Annotated in this window: 17 protein-coding genes; 9 read left to right on the forward strand and 8 right to left on the reverse strand. The window is 72.4% G+C overall.

The annotated features are described in order from the left end of the window. The first annotated feature begins 95 nt into the window (after nucleotides 1-95). The 4 genes from ABZ808_RS17865 (at nucleotide 96) to ABZ808_RS17880 (ending at nucleotide 5873) form a co-directional block, all read left to right on the forward strand. Entirely contained in the window at nucleotides 96-3473 is a 3378-nt protein-coding gene (locus ABZ808_RS17865) for an ATP-dependent DNA helicase (RefSeq protein ID WP_357007368.1), read from the forward strand. A gap of 227 nt (nucleotides 3474-3700) precedes the next feature. Continuing rightward, nucleotides 3701-3904: a cold-shock protein gene (locus tag ABZ808_RS17870; RefSeq protein ID WP_101369720.1), complete on the forward strand. Its 204-nt coding sequence runs from the start codon at nucleotides 3701-3703 to the stop codon at nucleotides 3902-3904. Between the two features lie 222 nt (nucleotides 3905-4126). Further along, nucleotides 4127-5440, forward strand: coding sequence for a DEAD/DEAH box helicase (locus ABZ808_RS17875; RefSeq protein WP_357007370.1), 1314 nt, complete (start codon nucleotides 4127-4129; stop codon nucleotides 5438-5440). 232 nt (nucleotides 5441-5672) lie between these two features. Next, entirely contained in the window at nucleotides 5673-5873 is a 201-nt protein-coding gene (locus ABZ808_RS17880) for a hypothetical protein (RefSeq protein WP_357007372.1), read from the forward strand. Between the two features lie 125 nt (nucleotides 5874-5998). On the opposite strand, the gene ABZ808_RS17885 is transcribed toward ABZ808_RS17880, so the two are convergent. Genes ABZ808_RS17885 through ABZ808_RS17900 form a run of 4 tightly spaced genes read right to left on the reverse strand, consistent with a single transcriptional unit; the run spans nucleotide 5999 to nucleotide 9176 of the window. Beyond that, nucleotides 5999-6460: an Rrf2 family transcriptional regulator gene (locus tag ABZ808_RS17885; protein ID WP_357007375.1), complete on the reverse strand. Its 462-nt coding sequence runs from the start codon at nucleotides 6458-6460 to the stop codon at nucleotides 5999-6001. A 1-nt stretch (nucleotide 6461) separates the two neighbouring features. Then, nucleotides 6462-7346, reverse strand: coding sequence for an ABC transporter permease (locus ABZ808_RS17890; RefSeq protein WP_357007378.1), 885 nt, complete (start codon nucleotides 7344-7346; stop codon nucleotides 6462-6464). Further along, a complete protein-coding gene (locus ABZ808_RS17895) occupies nucleotides 7336-8115 on the reverse strand; it encodes an ABC transporter ATP-binding protein (RefSeq protein ID WP_357007381.1) in 780 nt (259 codons plus the stop codon). The genes ABZ808_RS17890 and ABZ808_RS17895 overlap by 11 nt, the downstream gene beginning before the upstream one ends. Then, complete coding sequence (locus ABZ808_RS17900) at nucleotides 8112-9176, reverse strand: ABC transporter substrate-binding protein (protein ID WP_357007384.1); 1065 nt, start codon at nucleotides 9174-9176, stop codon at nucleotides 8112-8114. The genes ABZ808_RS17895 and ABZ808_RS17900 overlap by 4 nt, the downstream gene beginning before the upstream one ends. A gap of 142 nt (nucleotides 9177-9318) precedes the next feature. On the opposite strand from ABZ808_RS17900, the gene ABZ808_RS17905 reads away from it, so the two are divergent. From ABZ808_RS17905 to nudC, 4 genes are all read left to right on the forward strand, one after another. After that, nucleotides 9319-10446 (forward strand): LLM class flavin-dependent oxidoreductase, encoded by a 1128-nt coding sequence (locus ABZ808_RS17905; protein ID WP_357007387.1) that lies wholly within the window; start codon nucleotides 9319-9321, stop codon nucleotides 10444-10446. Between the two features lie 10 nt (nucleotides 10447-10456). Further along, nucleotides 10457-11767, forward strand: coding sequence for a pitrilysin family protein (locus ABZ808_RS17910; protein ID WP_357007390.1), 1311 nt, complete (start codon nucleotides 10457-10459; stop codon nucleotides 11765-11767). A gap of 114 nt (nucleotides 11768-11881) precedes the next feature. Then, complete coding sequence (locus tag ABZ808_RS17915) at nucleotides 11882-13225, forward strand: pitrilysin family protein (protein ID WP_357007393.1); 1344 nt, start codon at nucleotides 11882-11884, stop codon at nucleotides 13223-13225. A 49-nt stretch (nucleotides 13226-13274) separates the two neighbouring features. Then, entirely contained in the window at nucleotides 13275-14216 is a 942-nt protein-coding gene (gene nudC, locus ABZ808_RS17920; RefSeq protein ID WP_357008194.1) for an NAD(+) diphosphatase, read from the forward strand. 126 nt (nucleotides 14217-14342) lie between these two features. Here the strand turns inward: nudC and ABZ808_RS17925 are convergent, their stop codons facing one another. The 3 genes from ABZ808_RS17925 to ABZ808_RS17935 form a co-directional block, all read right to left on the reverse strand. Then, complete coding sequence (locus ABZ808_RS17925; RefSeq protein ID WP_357007396.1) at nucleotides 14343-14612, reverse strand: hypothetical protein; 270 nt, start codon at nucleotides 14610-14612, stop codon at nucleotides 14343-14345. Between the two features lie 209 nt (nucleotides 14613-14821). Further along, complete coding sequence (locus ABZ808_RS17930) at nucleotides 14822-15061, reverse strand: DUF397 domain-containing protein (RefSeq protein WP_357007399.1); 240 nt, start codon at nucleotides 15059-15061, stop codon at nucleotides 14822-14824. A 73-nt stretch (nucleotides 15062-15134) separates the two neighbouring features. Further along, entirely contained in the window at nucleotides 15135-16115 is a 981-nt protein-coding gene (locus ABZ808_RS17935; RefSeq protein ID WP_357007402.1) for a helix-turn-helix transcriptional regulator, read from the reverse strand. Nucleotides 16116-16333: 218 nt separating this feature from the next. On the opposite strand from ABZ808_RS17935, the gene ABZ808_RS17940 reads away from it, so the two are divergent. Continuing rightward, complete coding sequence (locus ABZ808_RS17940; protein WP_357007405.1) at nucleotides 16334-17641, forward strand: MFS transporter; 1308 nt, start codon at nucleotides 16334-16336, stop codon at nucleotides 17639-17641. Between the two features lie 67 nt (nucleotides 17642-17708). Here the strand turns inward: ABZ808_RS17940 and ABZ808_RS17945 are convergent, their stop codons facing one another. Next, a complete protein-coding gene (locus ABZ808_RS17945) occupies nucleotides 17709-17951 on the reverse strand; it encodes a mycoredoxin (protein ID WP_357007408.1) in 243 nt (80 codons plus the stop codon). Nucleotides 17952-18011: the final 60 nt, after the last annotated feature.

Consider the following 18011-nt stretch of genomic DNA (forward strand, 5'->3'; position numbering starts at 1 on the left):
GTTGCGAGCCCCGCAGTCGCGAACAGCGATAGCACCGTGAGCGCGAGGAGTGAGCCGGTGTTGCGAGCCCCGCAGTCGCGAACAGAGTTTGCACCGTGAGTCAGCCCACCCTGTTCGGGGCCGGTCCGGCACCGACGCCGCGCCGCGCGGACTCCGGCCCTCGGTACACGCCGGTGGAGCTGGCCAAGCTGCTGCGGTTGCCGGCGCCCACCCGGGAGCAGGCCGCGATCATCGCCGCCCCGGTGGAGCCGTTGCTGGTGGTCGCGGGGGCCGGGTCGGGCAAGACCGAGACGATGGCCGCCCGGGTGGTGTGGCTGGTGGCCAACTCGTACGTTCGCCCGGAGCAGATCCTCGGGTTGACGTTCACCCGTAAGGCGGCCGGGGAGCTGGCCCACCGGGTCCGTACCCGGCTCGACCAGTTGATCCGCCGGGTTGGCCGGCAGGGTCGCGACCCGCTGGACGACCCGCTCGCCGGTGAGCCGACCGTCTCCACGTACCACTCGTACGCCGGGCGGATCGTCACCGAGCACGGGCTGCGGGCCGGGTACGAGCCGTCCACGCGGCTGCTCACCGAGGCGTCCCGCTGGCAGTTGGTCGATCTGCTGGTGCGCAACTACGACGGCGACATGTCCGAGGTGGACCGGATGCCGAGCACCATCACCGACGCGGTGTTGGCGCTCGCCGGGGAGCTGGACGAGCACCTGGTCGCCCCGGATCAGCTGGCCGCCTGGACGGGTCGGTTCTTCGCGGAGGTGCAGTCCCGCCCGGGTCGGGTCTACGCGGACGTGCGCAAGGCGCTCGCCCTCCAGCAGACCCGGCTGCGTCTGCTGCCGCTGGTGCGGGCGTACGCCCGGCGCAAGGAGGACTTCGAGGCGATGGACTTCGCCGACCAGCTCGCCCGGGCGGCCCGGGTGGCCCGGGATCATCCGGGGGTCGGCGAGATCGAGCGGGACCGGTTCCGGGCGGTGCTGCTCGACGAATACCAGGACACCAGCCACGCGCAGGTGGTGCTGCTCAACGCGTTGTTCGGCGGGGGGCACCCGGTGACGGCGGTGGGTGACCCGTGCCAGTCGATCTACGGCTGGCGGGGTGCCAGCGCCGGGACCCTGGACCGGTTTCCCACCGAGTTCGCCCGGACCGACGGCGAGCCGGCCGCAGCGCTCGGGCTGACCACCAGTTGGCGTAACCGTCCGGAGATCCTGCGGGTGGCTAACGCGCTCTCCACCCCGCTGCGCGCGGCCGGCGCGCGGGTGCCGGAGCTGCGCTCCGCGTTGACCGTCCGCGACCCGATCCCGCATCGCAGCCCGGGGGGGTCGGCCGGCGGCACGGTGCACTGCGCGCTGCTGCCCACGTACGCCGACGAGGCGGCGTGGATCGCCGACAGCGTGCTCGCCGCATGGCGGGGGGCGGCTCGGATGCCCGGTGCGGCACCCGAGCACATTCCGGTGGCGCAGCGGCCGACCACCGCCGTGCTGGTCCGGGTCCGCAGTCAGATCCCGGCGATCGAGTCGGCGTTGCGCGAGCGTGGCCTGCCCGTGGAGGTGGTGGGCCTGGGTGGCCTGCTGGACACCCCCGAGGTGCGGGACGTGGTGTGCACCTTGCGCGTGTTGGCCGATCCGACCGATGGGGCGGCGCTGCTGCGGCTGCTCACCGGCGCCCGCTGGCGGATCGGGCCGCGTGACCTGGTGTCGCTGCACCGGCGGGCGAGGGCGATCGCCAACGCCCGACGCCAGGTGGCCGCCGACGACAACTCGGAGATCAGCCCTGACCTCCTGGACGAGGCGACCCTGGTGGAGGCGCTGGCCGATCTCGGCCCGGCGCAGGCGTACTCGGCGGAGGGCTTCGCGCGGCTGCGCGCGTACGGCCGGGAGTTGGCGTTGTTGCGCTACCGCCTGGACCAGGCCCTGCCGGATCTGATCGCGGACATCGAGCGGACCATCGGCCTGGACGTGGAGGTCGCGGTGCGGGCCGGCCGGGACGGCGCCGGCGACGCCGGTCTGGCCCGGGGTCACCTGGACGCTCTCGGCGACGTGGCGGCCCGGTTCAGCGGGGAGACGCCCGGCGCGACCCTCGCCGGTTTCCTGTCCTACCTGGCCGCCGCCGAGGACGAGGAGCGTGGCCTGGCACCGGGCGAGGTCGAGGTGGTGGAGGGCGCGGTGCAGGTGGTGACCGCGCACGCCGCGAAGGGCCTGGAGTGGGACGTGGTGGCGGTGGCCGGGTTGTGTCGTGGGCTGTGGCCTGGGCCGGTGCGTAACTCCGATCACTGGTTGGGTGGGCTGGGCGTGTTGCCGTTCCCGCTGCGCGGCGACGCCGACGGGTTGCCCGAGTTGGCGCTCGACGAGGCGGTCGACCAGCGGGCGGTGGCCCGGGCGGTGACCGACTTCACCGACGCGTGGCGGGCCCACGACGAGCGGGAGGAGCGCCGGCTGACGTACGTGGCGGTGACCCGGCCGCGTCGGCTGCTGCTCTGCTCCGGGTACTGGTGGGGGGAGGGGACCAAGCGGCCGCGAGGTCCGTCGGTCTTCCTGAGCGAGGTGTACGACACCTGCCTGGACGGCGGCCCGGGCCACCTGGTCGACGCGTGGGCGCCGGAGCCCACGCCGGATGCCACGAACCCGACGGCGGAGGTGGTGCTGCGCGCGGAGTGGCCGGCCGATCCGCTGGGTGGCCGTCGGCCGGAGTTGTCCGAGGCGGCGGGGCTGGTCCGCCGACTGATGACCGACGGCCCGGCGCAGGTGGTGGTCTCCGGTGGCCCGGCCGAGCCGGAGGTGGATCCGGAGGTGGCGCGCTGGCGGCGCGAGGCGGACCTGCTGCTGGCCGAGCGGGCCGAGCTGACCCGGCTGTCGGGCGCGGTGGAGGTGGCCCTGCCCGGGCAGTTGAGCGTCACCCAGCTGGTCGCGTTGCGCCGTGACCCGGCGGCGCTGGCGCGTACGCTGCGCCGCCCGGTGCCGACCGAGCCCAACCCGTACGCCCGTCGTGGCACCGCCTTCCACGCCTGGCTGGAGCAGCGCTTCGGTGCCGACCGGCTGCTCGACCTGGATGAGCTTCCCGGCGCGGCGGACGCGGACGCGGCGCCGGATGAGGCGTTGGTGGAGCTTCAGGAGCGTTTCCTGGCCAGCGAGTGGGCCGACCGGGTGCCGGTGGAGGTGGAGGTGCCGTTCGCCACGGTGATCGCCGGCGTGGTGGTGCGAGGGCGGATGGATGCGGTCTTCGCCCGCCCGGGTGGCCGGTTCGACGTGGTCGACTGGAAGACCGGCGCGCAGCCCGTCGGGCCGGCGGCGGAGGTGGCGGCGGTGCAGTTGGCCGTGTACCGGCTGGCGTGGGCGGAGTTGGCGGGTGTGCCCGTCGATCGGGTGGGGGCGGCGTTCCACTACGTGCGGGCCGGGGCGACGGTCCGGCCGGCCGACCTGCTGGATGTGGCGGGGCTCACGGCCTTGATCGCGCATTTGCCAGAGCATTCCGCCCAAGGTTGACCGCTGCGGGGAAATCCGTGCTAGCTTGAACGGGTTGCAGTTTTGGTTACCAGAGACTCTGTGTGCGCCTGGCGGGAATTGTGGCCCCAGGCGCTCTTTGTTGTGTCCGGAGTTCTCCGGGCGGGGCGACCAGAAGCGACAGGCGATTCGCGCATTCCCGCGCGGAGCGCTCCTCTTCGGACCGGCAACAAGTGCGGGTCCGACGTTCCGTCAAGGAGACGAAACACATGGCTATTGGCACCGTGAAGTGGTTCAACGCTGACAAGGGCTTCGGCTTCATCACCCCGGACGGCGGCGGCGCTGACGTCTTCGCCCACTTCTCGGCGATCCAGTCCTCCGGCTACCGGAGCCTGGACGAGAACCAGCGGGTCGAGTTCGAGGTGACCCAGGGCCAGAAGGGCCCGCAGGCGGAGAACATCCGTCCGATCTGATCTTCGGATCGGTCGGTACTACCCGTCGCGCCCTCCGGGTGAGACGGTGACGGGACCGGCCCGCCCCGCCGTCGACCTGCCTAGGCAGGCGGCGGCCCGGCGGCGGGCCGGCCCGTACCCTAATCGGTTCGTGCTTGTGAGTCCTGGCGGCCTTTTCCGCTGGTGACAGCGCCGACTTCGGCGCCCTCCCTCGACACGTGCCGCGTCGAGGAAGGCTCCTGCGTGACCACAGTTATTCCGTCCTTTGCCCACACCGGTCTGGCGCCGGCGCTGCTCAGCGCGCTGACCACGCAGGGCATCAACGAGCCGTTCCCGATCCAGTCGGCCACGCTGCCCGACTCGCTGGCCGGTCGGGACGTGCTCGGACGGGGCCGCACCGGCTCCGGCAAGACCCTTGCCTTCGGGCTTCCGCTGCTCTCGCGTACCGCCGGCCGCAAGGCCCGGCCGGGTCGTCCGCTGGCCCTGGTGCTGGTGCCGACCCGGGAGTTGGCCCAGCAGGTGACCACCGCGCTGGCTCCGTACGCCCGCGCCGTCGGGCTGCGCTGCGCCACCATCGTCGGTGGGCTGTCGTTGCAGCGCCAGGCGGACGCGCTGCGCGCCGGCGCCGAGGTGGTCGTGGCGACCCCCGGCCGGCTGCACGACCTGATCAACCGCGGTGACGCCCGGCTCGACCAGGTCGAGATCACCGTGTTGGACGAGGCCGACCAGATGGCCGACATGGGCTTCCTGCCGCAGGTGACCAAGCTGCTGGAGCAGGTCGCCCCGCAGGGGCAGCGGATGCTCTTCTCCGCGACTCTGGACGGCGGCGTGGACCGCCTGGTCCGCCGCTTCCTGAGTAACCCGGTGACCCACTCGGTCGACCCGGGCACCGCCACGGTCACTGCGATGACCCACCACGTGCTGCACGTCGACGCGGTCGACAAGCCCGACGCGCTGACCCGGATCGCCGCCCGCGAGGGCCGCACCATCCTGTTCATGGGCACCAAGCACCGCGCCGACCGGCTCGCGCGTCAGTTGCTCTCCAAGGGGGTACGCGCGGCCGCGCTGCACGGCGGCAAGTCCCAGCCGCAGCGCACCCGGATCCTGGAGCAGTTCCGCAACGGCCAGGTGACCGCTCTGGTCGCCACCGACGTGGCGGCCCGGGGCATCCACGTCGACGGCCTCGACATGGTGGTCAACGTGGACCCGCCGACCGAGGCGAAGGACTACCTGCACCGGGGTGGTCGGACCGCCCGGGCCGGCGAGTCCGGCAGCGTGGTCACCCTGGTCCTGCCCGAGCAGCGCCGGGACATGTCCCGGCTGATGTCCATCGCCGGCATCCGGCCCGAGTCGGTCCAGGTCCGCCCGGGTGACGGGTCGCTGGCCCGGGTGACCGGCGCCCGCGAGCCGTCCGGCGTGCCGGTGACCATTGTGGCCCCGCCGGTGGCCGCTGGTCGGGGCCGCGCCGCCGCTGGTCCGGTCGCCGATGGCGCCGCCCGGCCGGCGCACCGTGCGTCGGGTCGGTCCCGCCGGCCGCGTCGCCCGCGTACCGTCTGACCGTTCACACCCTGACCGACCCGTCCCGCTTCGGCTGGGCGGGTCGGTTTGTCTTCCCGGTGGTCCGGTTCTGGCCCCGCGTCAACGGCCGGTGGTCGCGGCCCCGGCTGTTCGGCTGAGTCGGCAATCAGCCTCGGTTGGGTCGGCTGGCCGACTGTTTTCCGGCGCGATGTGGGCAAAGCTGACCACCGGGGGGACGCCGGGCGGGGGGCTCGGCGCGGAAGGGGTGGCCATGGCGGGCGAAGCCGGCTCGGGAGCGCTGCGGGAACTGACCCTGGTGGTCGTGGTCGCGCTCGCCGGGTTGCTGCTCGCCATGGTTGCAGCCTTCATGCCCTGGCAGACCACCGCGACGGGCAACGCTCCCGCCGGTCTGGTGGAGCTGCGCAGCCCCGGCGACCCGGGCTCTGGCCCGACGGTCGGGCACGTGGGCTGAGCAGTGACCGGCCGACCGGCGCCGGCGGAGGGGCAGGCCCGGTCAGCTCGGTACGAGGTGTGGTCGGGCCGGCGGGGCACCGGCCCGACCACACCGCCACCGCAGTGGGCGGCCGGACCAGATGATCATGATGCGGTGGGTGCTCGGTCGGTCGATTCGCGGTCGAGCAGGTCGGCGAGGGTGGTGCTGTCGACCACGGTGGCGATCGCCCCGTGCACGGCCAGCCAGACGTCGGTGAGCCCCGCGGCCACCCCGTGGTATCCGGCTCGCTCGGCGGGCAGCCCTCGTACCGTGGTCAGCGAGCCGCCGACCGCGCGCAGCACGTCCCCGACGGTGATCTCCTCGGGTGGCCGGGTCAACGCGTACCCGCCCTCGGCGCCGCGATGGCTGTGCAGCAGGCCGGCCCGGCGCAGGTCGAGCAGGATGCCCTGGAGGAAGCTGAGCGGAATCTCCTGCACCTCGGCCAGGCTGGCCGCCTTCACCAACTCGGCACCGTCACCACCACCGCCACCGCCGCCGCCGCGAACGGCGGCGGCGATGGCGAGCATGGCCCGGAGCGCGTAGTCGCTGCGCGCGGAGACGTACACGTCACTGACCAGCCTGGTCCAGTACGCCCCAGCGCCGACGGATCGACTTGTCCGCCGCGCCGAACGCCGCGTCCACCACCAGGCCGAGCGTCAGGATGACGATCATTGTGGAGAGCAGCCAGGGCGCGTCGGACAGCTCGCGTGAGTAGGTGAGCTGGGCGCCGAGCGAGGTCTGCGAGATGCCGACCACGAGCAGTTCGCCGGCCATCAGACTCCGCCAGGAGAACGCCCAACCCTGCTTGAGCCCCGCGACGATCGCCGGCAGCGCCGCCGGCGCGATCACGTACCGGTAGAGGTTGAGCCCTCGGGCACCCAGGTTGCGGCCGGCGCGCTGCAGCAGCGGTGGCACGTAGTCCACACCGGAGATGACCCCGTTGGCGATGGACGGCGCCGCGCCGAGCACCACCACGAAGAAGATCGCCTTCTCGCTCAGCTCGAACAGCAGGATGGCCAGCGGGAACCAGGCGATCGACGGCATGGTCTGCAACGCGGTGATCATCGAGCCGATGGCGGCCCGGAGGACCTTGAACCGGGCCACCGCCAGGCCCACCAGCAGACCGACGGCGACGGAGAAGACGTACCCGAGGGCGGCCCGTCGCAGCGTGGTGACCAGACCGTCCCAGAGCTGTGGGCCCTGGGCCTGGTTGACCAGCTCGCGGCCGACGACCAGTGGGCCGGGCAGCGAGTACGGCGGCTTCCAGCCCGACCAGACCACCAGCTGCCAGGCCGCGATGACGATGGCCAACGCGGCCAGCTTGGGCCAGGTGGCCGCCCAGATCCGCTTGCCCCGGGAGACCTCCGGCTCCCGACCGGCGATCTCCAGCGCGTCGAGGCCGGAGATCTGCGCGTCGGTCCGCGCTGTGCTGGTCAGGGTGTCATTGGCCATGGCGGCCCACCTCCGTGCGGAGCCGTTCGGTGACGTCGGCGGCGATGGCGGCGACCTCGGGGGAGTCGATCCGCCGTGGCCGGGGGATGTTCACCTCGGTGGAGTAGATGATCCGGCCGGGGCGGCTGGAGAGCAGGATGATGCGGTCGGCCAGCCGGGCCGCCTCGCGGACGTTGTGCGTGACGAAGAGCACCGAGAGGTTGCGTTCGGACCAGATGCGTTCCAGCTCGTCGTGCAGGATGTCCCGGGTCATGGCGTCCAGCGCGCCGAACGGCTCGTCCATCAGCAGCACCGGCGTGTCCAGCGCCAGGGTGCGGGCGAGCGCTACCCGCTGCCGCATGCCGCCGGACAGCTCGTGCGGCCGCTTGCGGCCGAACTCGCCCAGGTGCACCGTGCGCAGCAGCTCAGCCACCCGTTCGCGTCGCTTGGACCGGGGCAGGCCGCGCAGTTTCAGCGGCAAGTCGACGTTGGCGTCGACGGTCAGCCAGGGGAAGAGCGCCGGCTCCTGGAACATCAGCCCAGGGGTGATGTCGCCGGCCAGGTCGATCTGCCCGCCGCTGGGCCGGTCCAGGCCGGCGACCAGGTTGAGTAGGGTGCTCTTGCCGCAGCCGGAGGCGCCGACCAGGCAGACGAACTCACCGGGTGCCACGTCCAGGGACACGCCGTCGAGGGCCAGTACAGCGCTCTCCCCGCGTCCGTACACCTTGGTCACGCCGGAGAGCGCGACCGCGGTGGTCGCGCTTCCCGGCGTCGTCGTGGTCGACGTCATGGCTGGACGACCTCGGGCTTCCCCGCGGCCTTGAGCGCCTTGTTGAGGTACGACAGGTCGTACAGGCCGTCGAGGTTCACCGGGTCGGTCAGCTTGACCTCGACGGCGTGGTCGAGCCCGGCCTTGAGCGAGGAGGGGATCGGGTCGTTGGTGAACTCCAACGTCGGCCACGCCTGCTTGATCAGCTTCAGGTCCAGCGGCTTACCGGTGATCTTGCCGATCGCTTCGGAGATGGCCTGCTGGGCCTCGTCCGGCTTGGTGTTGACGAACTCGTTCGCGGCGACCTGGCCCTCGACCAGCTTCTGCACGACGTCCGGGTGTGCCTTGAGGAACTTCGTGCTGACCAGCAGGTTGGTGATGACGAACTTCCCGTCCGGCCACAGGTCGCGCTCGTCGACCAGCACCTTGCCGCCGGCGTTGATCAGGCGGGAGACGAAGGGCTCGGGCACCCAGGCACCGTCGATGGCGCCGCTGTTGAACGTCTCCACCGTCTGGGCGTTCTCCTGCGGGACGATCTTGACGTCGCCGCCGCCCTCCTTGGTGGTGGTCAGCCCCTGCTGCTTGAGCCAGTAGCGGATCGCCACGTCCTGGGTGTTACCCAGCTGGGGGGTGGAGATCTTCTTGCCCTTGAGGTCCTGCGCTCCGTTGATGCCCGGCTTGACCACCAGCGCCACGCCCCCGGAGGCCGCGCCGGAGACGACCCGGACCGCCTCCCCATTGGACTTGGAGAACGCGTTCACGGTGGGGTTCGGGCCGATGTAGGTCGCGTCGAGCGCGCCGGAGAAGACGGCCTCGATGGCGGCCGGACCCGCGTTGAACGTCTTCGGCTCCAGCTTCACGTCAGCGCCGAGCTTCTCGGCGAAGATGCCCTTCTCCACGCCGACCACCGCCGGCGCGTGCGTGATGTTGGGGAAGTAGCCGAGCCGGAGGGTCACTGGGCCGGAGCTGCCGCCCGCGCCCTCGCTGTCGTCGCCGCACGCGGCGGCGGTGCCCAGGGTGGCCGTGCCGACGGCGGCGAGGGTGGCCAGGGTGACCAACCGGCGCAGGGGGAGGCGTCTCATCGTCCTATCCAATCCGCAGTATTCCTACTTAGTTGGTAGGAAGAGTGGGCCAGGGTGGCGGCAGCGTCAAGCCCCATCCACATAGCGGGAAGACGCGTCTCAGATATGTCGGCATTTCCTACCAGTTCGCTAGGGTAGGCGGGTGACCGGAGCGATGACCTTCCATTGGTTCCTGCCCACCTCCGGCGACGGCGACCAGGTCGGCGCCGCCACCGTCACCGCCGGGGCCGCGCGCCATGACCGGGCCGCGACCGTGGCGTACCTGGCCGAGGTGGGCCGCGCCGCCGAGGCCAACGGCTTCGCCGCCGTCCTCACCCCCGTCGGCGCCGGCTGCCCCGACCCGTGGATCGTCTGCGCGGCGGTCTCCCAGCACACCGAGCGGCTCGGCATGCTGGTCGCGGTCCGAGCCGGCTTCGCGCTGCCCACCCTGATCGCCCAGCAGGCCGAGGCGTTCCAGGCCATCTCCGGTGGTCGGCTGGCGCTCAACATCGTGACCGGCGGCGACCCGGCCGAGCAGCGCGCGTACGGCGACTTCCTGGGGCACGACGACCGTTACGCGCGCACCGGGGAGTTCATCGAGGTGCTGCGCCGCGCCTGGGCCGGCCGCCCCTTCGACCACGCCGGAACGCACTACCGGGTCGACGGCGGTGGCCTGGCCACACCGTTGGCCAACCCGCCGCCGGTCTACTTCGGCGGCGCGTCCCCGGCCGCCGAGACGGTGGCCGCCCGGCACGCCGACACGTACCTGATGTGGGGCGAACCACCGGCGGCGATCGCGGCCCGGGTCACCCGGATCCGGGCGCTAGCCGCCGAGCATGGCCGCGCCCTGCGCACCGGCCTGCGGCTGCACGTCATCGCCCGGCCCACCAGCGCCGACGCGTGGGCCGAGGCGGACCGGCTGCTGGCCGGGATGAGCCCGGAGCGGATCACCGCCGCCCAGGCCCGGTTCCGCCGGATGGACTCCGTCGGCCAGGCCCGGATGGCCGCGTTGAACGCCGGCCGCACCGACGGGCTCACCGTCGCACCGAACCTCTGGGCCGGCGTCGGCCTGGTCCGCGAGGGCGCCGGCACCGCGCTGGTCGGCAGCTACGCCGAGGTGGCGGCCCGGATCGACGAGTACGCCGCGCTCGGCGTCGACGAATTCATCCTCTCCGGCTGGCCGCACCGGGAGGAGGCCGAGCGGGTCGGCGCCGAGGTGCTGCCCCGGTTCACCGCCCCGGTAGCGGCTGCTCCGGGGAGGTCGCGGATGACGGGGGTGCCGACGCGCTAGGGTCGTTCCCGTGGCGGCGCGGAGATCCAGAATTCCAGCGACGAAGTATCCGGTCGAGCGGTTCACCCTCGACAACGGCCTGCGGGTGGTGCTCACCCCTGATCGCAGTGCCCCGGTGATCGGGGTGGCGGTGGTCTACGACGTCGGCATCCGGTCCGAGCCGGAGGGGCGCACCGGCTTCGCCCACCTCTTCGAGCACCTGATGTTCCAGGGCTCGGAGAACCTGGAGAAGCTGGCCCACTTCCGGCACGTGCAGGGCGCCGGCGGCACCTTCAACGGCTCCACCCACCTGGACTACACCGACTACTTCGAGACGCTGCCGAGCAACGCGCTGGAGCGCGCGCTGTTCCTGGAGGCGGACCGGATGCGCGGCCCCCGGCTGACCGAGGAGAACCTGCGCAACCAGGTCGACGTGGTCAAGGAGGAGATCCGGGTCAACGTGCTCAACCGGCCGTACGGTGGCTTCCCCTGGCTGACCCTCCCGCCGGTCATGTTCGACACGTTCCCCAACGCGCACGACGGTTACGGCTCCTTCGACGACCTGGAGTCGGCCACCGTCGCCGACGCGGCGGACTTCTTCCGCCGCTACTACGCCAGCGGCAACGCGGTGTTGGCGGTCAGCGGCGACATCGACGTGGCCGAGGCGACCGAGCTGGTCACCCGGCACTTCGGCGACGTGCCGGCCCGTCCGGCGCCGAAGCGGCCCGACTTCACCGAGCCCGACCTGACCGCCGAGCGGCGCACCTCGTACACCGACGCCCTGGCACCGCTGCCTGCGGTGGCCGGCGCCTGGCGGGTGCCCGACCCGATCACCGACTTCGCCGGCTACCTGCCGTACGTCGTGCTGGCCGAGGTGCTCACCGATGGTGACGCGTCACGGCTGGTGGAGCGGCTGGTCCAGCGCGACCGCTCGGTGACCGGCCTCAGCGGGTACCTCGGCTTCATGGGCGACCCGTTCGACGTGCGCGACCCCACCGCGCTGCTGCTCCAGGCGCACCTGCCGCCGGGCGGCGACGTGGACAAGGTGCTGCGCACCGTCGACGAGGAGCTGGACCGGCTGGCCACCGACGGGCTGACCGACGGCGAGCTGGCCCGGACTCAGGCCCGGATGGCGACCCACCTGCTGCGCGACACCGACGCGGTGCTCGGCCGGGCGCTCCAGATGGCCGTACTGGAACAGCAGCGCGGCGAACCGGGCCTGCTCAACGACCTGCCCCGGCTGGTCGGCGACGTGACCGAGGAGCAGGTCCAAGCCGCCGCGGCCACCCTGCGCCCGGAGCGGCGCGCCACGATCGAGGTCATTCCCGGAGGTGCCCGGTGAGCGCGAGGAGTGAGCCGGTTTTGCGAGCCCCGCAGTCGCGAACGAAGGTGATGTGGTGAGCGCGAGGAGTGAGCCGGTTTTGCGAGCCCCGCAGTCGCGAACGAAGGTGGCCCGATGACCGCGACCGTGTCTGCCGGGCCGCGTACGCTGCCTCCGCTCGGCCCCACCCGCAAGCTCAAGGTGCCCAAGCAGTCCGAGCGCACCCTGCGCAACGGGCTCACCGTGATCGCCGTACGTCGGCCGGCGGTGCCGCTGGTCGAGCTGCGGCTCTGGGTGCCGTTCGGCCGGGCACACCTGGCGCGCGGCGCGATGCTCTCGCAGACCATGCTCTCCGGCACCGAGTCGATGACCAGCGTGCAGATCGCCGCCGAGCTGCAGAAGGTGGGCGGCGGGCTGTCCGCGGGGGTCGATCCGGACCGCCTGATGCTCTCGGGTGCCGGCCTGGTGACCGGTCTGGACCGGATGCTGGAGCTGATGGCCGAGGTGCTGACCGGCGCCAGCTACCCCAGCGACGAGGTGGCCACCGAACGGGACCGGCTCATCGATCGGATCCAGGTCGCGCAGAGCCAGCCGGCGCACCTGGCCCGGGAGGCGTTGCTGAAGCGGATCTACGGGCGGCACCCGTACGCGACGCAGACCCCGGAGCCGAGCCAGATCCGCGCCGTGCGGCCGGCGGCGCTGCGCACCCTGCACGCCGAGCGGGTGCATCCGGCCGGCGCGCAGTTGGTGGTGGTCGGTGACGTGCAGCCGGAGAAGGCCCTGGACGCGGTCGAGCGGGCGCTCGGCGGTTGGGTCGGCGCTGGGCGTACGGCCACCCTGGCGGCCACTCCGCCGCTGGAGCCGGGGCCGCTGCTGCTGGTCGACCGGCCCGGCTCGGTGCAGTCCTCGCTGCGGGTGGCGCTGCCGGCGGTGCCGCGCACCGATCCGGACCACGCCTCGCTGCAACTGGCCAACCTGATCTTCGGCGGTTACTTCTCCTCCCGCTGGGTCGAGAACATCCGCGAGGACAAGGGCTACACGTACGGCCCGCACTCGGTGATCGAACACTCGGTGGCCGGGTCGGTGCTGGTCGCCGCCGCCGAGGTGGCCACCGAGGTCACCGGCCCGGCACTGCTGGAGACGACGTACGAGCTGGGCCGGCTGGCGTCGCTCCCGCCGAAGCCGGAGGAGCTGGAGCAGGCCCGCCAGTACGCCCTCGGCACCCTCCAGCTCGGCATGTCGACCCAGGCCGGTCTGGCGGCGTTGACCAGCGCGTACGCCGGCAGCGGCCTGCGTCTGGACTTCCTCGCCGAGTACGCGGCCCGGTTGGCGAAGGCGACCGTCGACGACGTCGCGCGGGTCGCGGCGCAGTACCTCGCGCCGGCTCGGGCGGCGGTCGTGGTGCTCGGCGACGCGGAGCGGGTCACCCCCGCGCTGACCGCGCTGACCGAGATCCGGACCGAGCCGGTGCAGTCGTGAGCCGACCGGTCACACCGGCTGCGGCGGGCGTGGCGTGAGCGGGGAGACGATGCCGCCGCTGGCCCGGTCCACCCTGGACCGGGTCGCGCACCGGCGCGGCGACTCGCAGTGGCTGACCGAGGCGTGGCTGCGCGGTCGGGTGCTGCTGCTCGACTCGACCGACGGGCGGACGCTGGCCCGTACCGACGTGTCGCCCCCGGCCCTTGTGTTGTTCGGCGCGGAGGACGTGCCGGCCGGCTCCGAGGCGACCGCGATGTTCCTCGGTGTCGAGCCGGACGGGGTGCCGGTCTTCGCGGTCGACGCGCGGCTGCCGGCGCTCCGCGGCACCCGGGCGGTCAACCTGCGGGAGGTGGGCCACCTGCTGGCCGACCGGGAGGCGGGCATCTTCACCACCGCGCTCGCGCTGGTCAACTGGCACACCCGGCACGGCTACTCGGCGACGAGCGGGGCGCCGACCGCGATGGACGAGGCCGGCTGGTCCCGGGTGGACCGCAACGGCGGGCGGATCTGGCCGCGTACCGATCCGGCGATGATCGTGCTGGTGCACGACGGCGTCGACGGGCCGGACGGCCGCTGCCTGCTCGGCAACAACGCCGGTTGGTCGGGCACACCGGGCGGTCGGCGTTACTCCTGCCTGGCCGGTTACATCGAGCCGGGGGAGTCGGCGGAGGCCGCCGTGCTGCGTGAGGTCCGCGAGGAGGTGGGCATCGGGATCGACCGGATCGGGTACGCCGGCAGCCAGGCATGGCCGTTCCCGGGGTCGCTGATGCTGGGCTTCCTGGCCACCGCGGACCCGACGGAACCGGTGCGGGTCGACCCGTCGGAGATCGCGTACGCCCGCTGGTTCTCTCGGGACGAGGTCGGTGCGGCGCTGGCCGGGCGGACCGTGGACGTGGGTGATGGGGCCCGGCTGATCCTGCCGCCGCCGTCGTCGATCGCGCTTTTCCTCATCCACCGCTGGTTGGACGGCTGGGTGGACACGGGTCGGTGAGCACGGTCCCGGCCCGTGGCCGCCGTTGCCGCGACGGTCACGGGCCGGGAACACGGGCCGCCGTGGTCGGTTAGGGCGAGTTACGCGGCGGGGGAGCCGAGTCGACCACGACGGACGTCTGGTGGGTCAGGTGCCGGTGCGGCGGCGCAGGAAGGCGGGTCGGGGCTCGCCGAGCGGGAGGACCTTGACCCGTTGCCTGCCGGCGCGGACCGCGCCGACCGTGGAGAGGGCCCGGGCCAGCAGTAGCGCGGCGTCCCGGTCCTCCGCGTGCACGGTCTGCCGGCGCGGCTCGGGCGTGGTCGTCTCGTCGCGGAGTCGGTGGCCGTCCGCCCAGGCTGCGGCGATGTCCCCGTCGGCGACGGTGCGGATGTCGGTGCGAACGATCAGGAAACGCATGGGGGTCTCCGGATGAACCGCGACGGATGAGCCGGTGGAAGTTCTATGAATTCAAGGGCCATGTTACGCCGCGTGTTCGTCCCAGCAAGTGAAACGCACCTATTGATTGCGAGTCATCCGATCGGTGGATGCCTGGTCAGCGGGTCGGCGGCGGGTAACGCGACGGGGCCGCCGGCAAGCTGCCGACGGCCCCGTCTCCTATCGACGGCTCAGTCCAGATCGAACTGACCTGTCTTCGTTCCCGCGATGAAGTCGAGCCACCCCGCCCGGTTGAACAGCAGCACCGGGCCACCCCGGTCCTTGCTGTCGCGTAGCGCGACGGCCGACGGCCCGGTGCCCAGCGGGGCGACCTCCACGCAGTTGGAGGTCTGGCTGCGCGTGCTCGTACGCCATGGCGCGTCCGCCAACGAGTTGGCGGAGACGGACGGCGTGTTGTGGATGTCGTTCATGGTTCTGCTCCTGATGTGAACCGATCCGATGGGACGAGTGGTGCCGCACGCCCCGACGGAGGTCCCCTGTGGATCACAGTTCCGTCAGCCGCCCCGAAGCCCGGCGGCGTTGGACCGGCGCGGTTGCCGAGCCGAACACCACTGTGGATGGGGGCGTCGCCTCGGTCACCCGTCCTGTCGCCTCGATCAGCCAGGAGAGGGTGTCCGAGGCGTTAAGTGCCGCCGTGCATAGCCACTCGAACACCACTTTATAGCGATTTAGCGCGATTGCCTCGGTCGACATGACGTCGGTGAACCCCCCTTCGATGGCCAATGTCTCCGGATCGAGCGGATCGGCGAACCGGTAGAGGGAGAACGCGGTCGGCGGAAGGTACCAATCGCCGATCTGGGTGTCCCGGAGCAGCACGTGCAGCGTCACGTTGGGCAGCAGGGCCAGCTCACAGAGCTGACGCAGTTGCTCGTGCAGCACCTCGGGTGGCCCGGCCCGGCGACCGAGGGCCGCCTCCTCCAGCACGGCGGTGTAGCGCGGCGCGTGCGGCTCCCGGGTCAGCAGCGACTGGCGGGCCAGCCGCGCACGCACCTCGGTCTCCGGCTCGTCGCCAGGCTTCGGTTCGCCGGCGCTCTCGGCCACCTGGCGGGCCGAGACGATGCGGACCTGCGCGTACCCGGCGGTCTGCAACAGGCCGGGCACCAGCACCGGGTTGTACTCGGAGATCTCCGCGCAGCCCGCCTCCAACTCGGCCCAGCTGCGCTGCTGCTGCGTCATCACCGGAAAGTTCTTCAACCAGCCCCGCATGTCGCCTGCCTCGCCGGCGATTCCGAGCAGCTCCTCGCGCAGGGCCGCGTCGGCACCGTAGAGGTCGAGCAGAACGGCGACGTCCTGCGGGTCTGGCCGGCTACGACCGTTCTCCAGCCGGGACAGCTTGGACGCGGACGCCCAACCGATCCGTTCGATGACCTGGTCACCGGTGAGGCCCGCGGCCTCACGCAGGCGGCGCAGCTCTAGGCCCAACCTGCGGCGACGCATGATCGGGCTGGGTGCGGCAGGAGGCACAGTGTCCTCTTTCCCGTCGACCGCCGCAGACGCGACGGTAACTGTATGAAATTCGCCCCCCACAGTCAGTATGGACGGCGCGACCGGCGTCGGTGGTTCCGGCGGGGGCGTGTCTTGCGAAAAATGGACCACGGGTACGCCGGACGACGACGGACCTGCGGTCGCGGCCCCGTCGACCACGCCCACCCCGGGCGCGCCATCCCCGCCGGAGGGACCCCATGCGCACCGTCCTGCGCCGACCCGACTTCCGCCTGCTCTTCGGCGGTCTGCTGGCCAGCATGACCGCCGAGTCGATCCTGCTGCTCGCGCTCGCGATCTGGGTCAAGGATCTGACCGGCTCCAACGGGCTCGCCGGCGGCACCATCTTCGCCGTCGTCGCCCCGATGACGTTGGCACCACTGGTCGGCTGGTTCGTCGACCGGTACCCGCGCCGTCCCTTCTTCGTGGGCGCGAACCTGGCCACCGCGGCGCTGCTCACCCCGCTGTTCACGGTCCGGGACGCGGGCGACATCTGGCTCGTCTACCTGGTCGCCGCCCTGTACGGCCTGTCGTCGATCACACTGGGCGCGGCGCTCAGCGGGCTGATCCGACAACTCGTGCCGGTGGAGTTGCTGGCCGAGGCGAACGGCGCGCTGCAGACCGTACGCCAGGGGCTTCGGCTGATCGGCCCGCTGGCCGGCGCGGCGCTCTACGCGGCTCTCGGCGGGTGGGCGCTGGCCGGGATCGGCATGATCGGCTTCATGACCGCGGCCGCTGTGGTGACCACGGTGCCCAGCCCGCAGCCGGCGTCGCCGACCCTGCGGCTGCGCTGGCCCGCCGAGCTGGGGGCCGGCCTGCGACACCTGGCCGGTGTGCCGGCCCTGCGCCGGGCACTGCTCGGCTACGGGCTGGGGTCGTTGGTGATGGGCTTCAGCGAGTCGCTGATCTTCGCCTACGTCGACCAGGGGCTGGACCGCAACGCCGCGTTCGTGGGCGTGCTGGTCACCGTGCAGGGCGTGGGTGGGCTGCTCGGCGGGCTCTGCTCACCGGCGCTGGTCCGTCGGCTCGGCGAGGTCGGCACGCTGGCTGCCGGCGTGGCCTTCTTCGGGCCAGCGGCGCTCGCGCTCGCGTACCCCGACCTGCGGCTCGCCTTCGCGGCGGTGTTGCTGGCCGGCATCTCACTGCCGCTGACGATGGTGGGGCTGCACACGCTGATCCAGCGGCGTACCCCGCCGGCGCTTGTCGGTCGGGTCGCCGCGGCGACCCAGGCGGTGGTGAGCGGCCCGCAGGCGTTCTCCATCGGCGTGGGCGCGCTGCTGGTCGGCGTCCTGGACTACCGGACGCTGTTCGTGCTCGTCGGGGTGGCCACCCTCGCGGCGGGCGCCTACCTGTGGCGGGGTCGGCACCTGAGCGCGCCGGCCGGAGCACGTCCGCCCCTGCCGCCCACCTCGCCGACGAACCCGTCAATTCCGGCGCCCCGCCGCCCGGCCGAGGTCGAGATCGACCAGCCGGTGGCGACGGGAACCCCCCGTACGCCCCGGCGGTGACCGGCGCCGGGCACGACGAACGGCCGCCCGGGTGGGGCGGCCGTTCAGGAAGAGGCGACTCGGCCGGTCAGGCGGTGAGGGTCGCCAGGTGCTGCTTGACCTGGGTGATCGAGGGATTGGTCAGGGCGCTGCCGTCGGCGAAGCGCAACGTCGGCACCGTCTGGTTGCCGCCGTTGACGCTCATCACGAACTCCGCGGCCTTCGGGTCCTCCTCGATGTCGACCACCTCGTACCCGATGCCCTCCCGGTCGAGCTGCGACTTCAGCCGGTGGCAGTAGCCGCACCAGGGGGTGGAATACATCGTCAGCATGGTCGGACCCTCCAACTCCTCCAGCCGCCGGCTTGCGGATCAAGCCGAGGCTGTCCGCTA

Origin of the sequence: Micromonospora sp. NPDC047527, assembly GCF_040643015.1 — a bacterium.
GTDB lineage: Bacteria > Actinomycetota > Actinomycetes > Mycobacteriales > Micromonosporaceae > Micromonospora.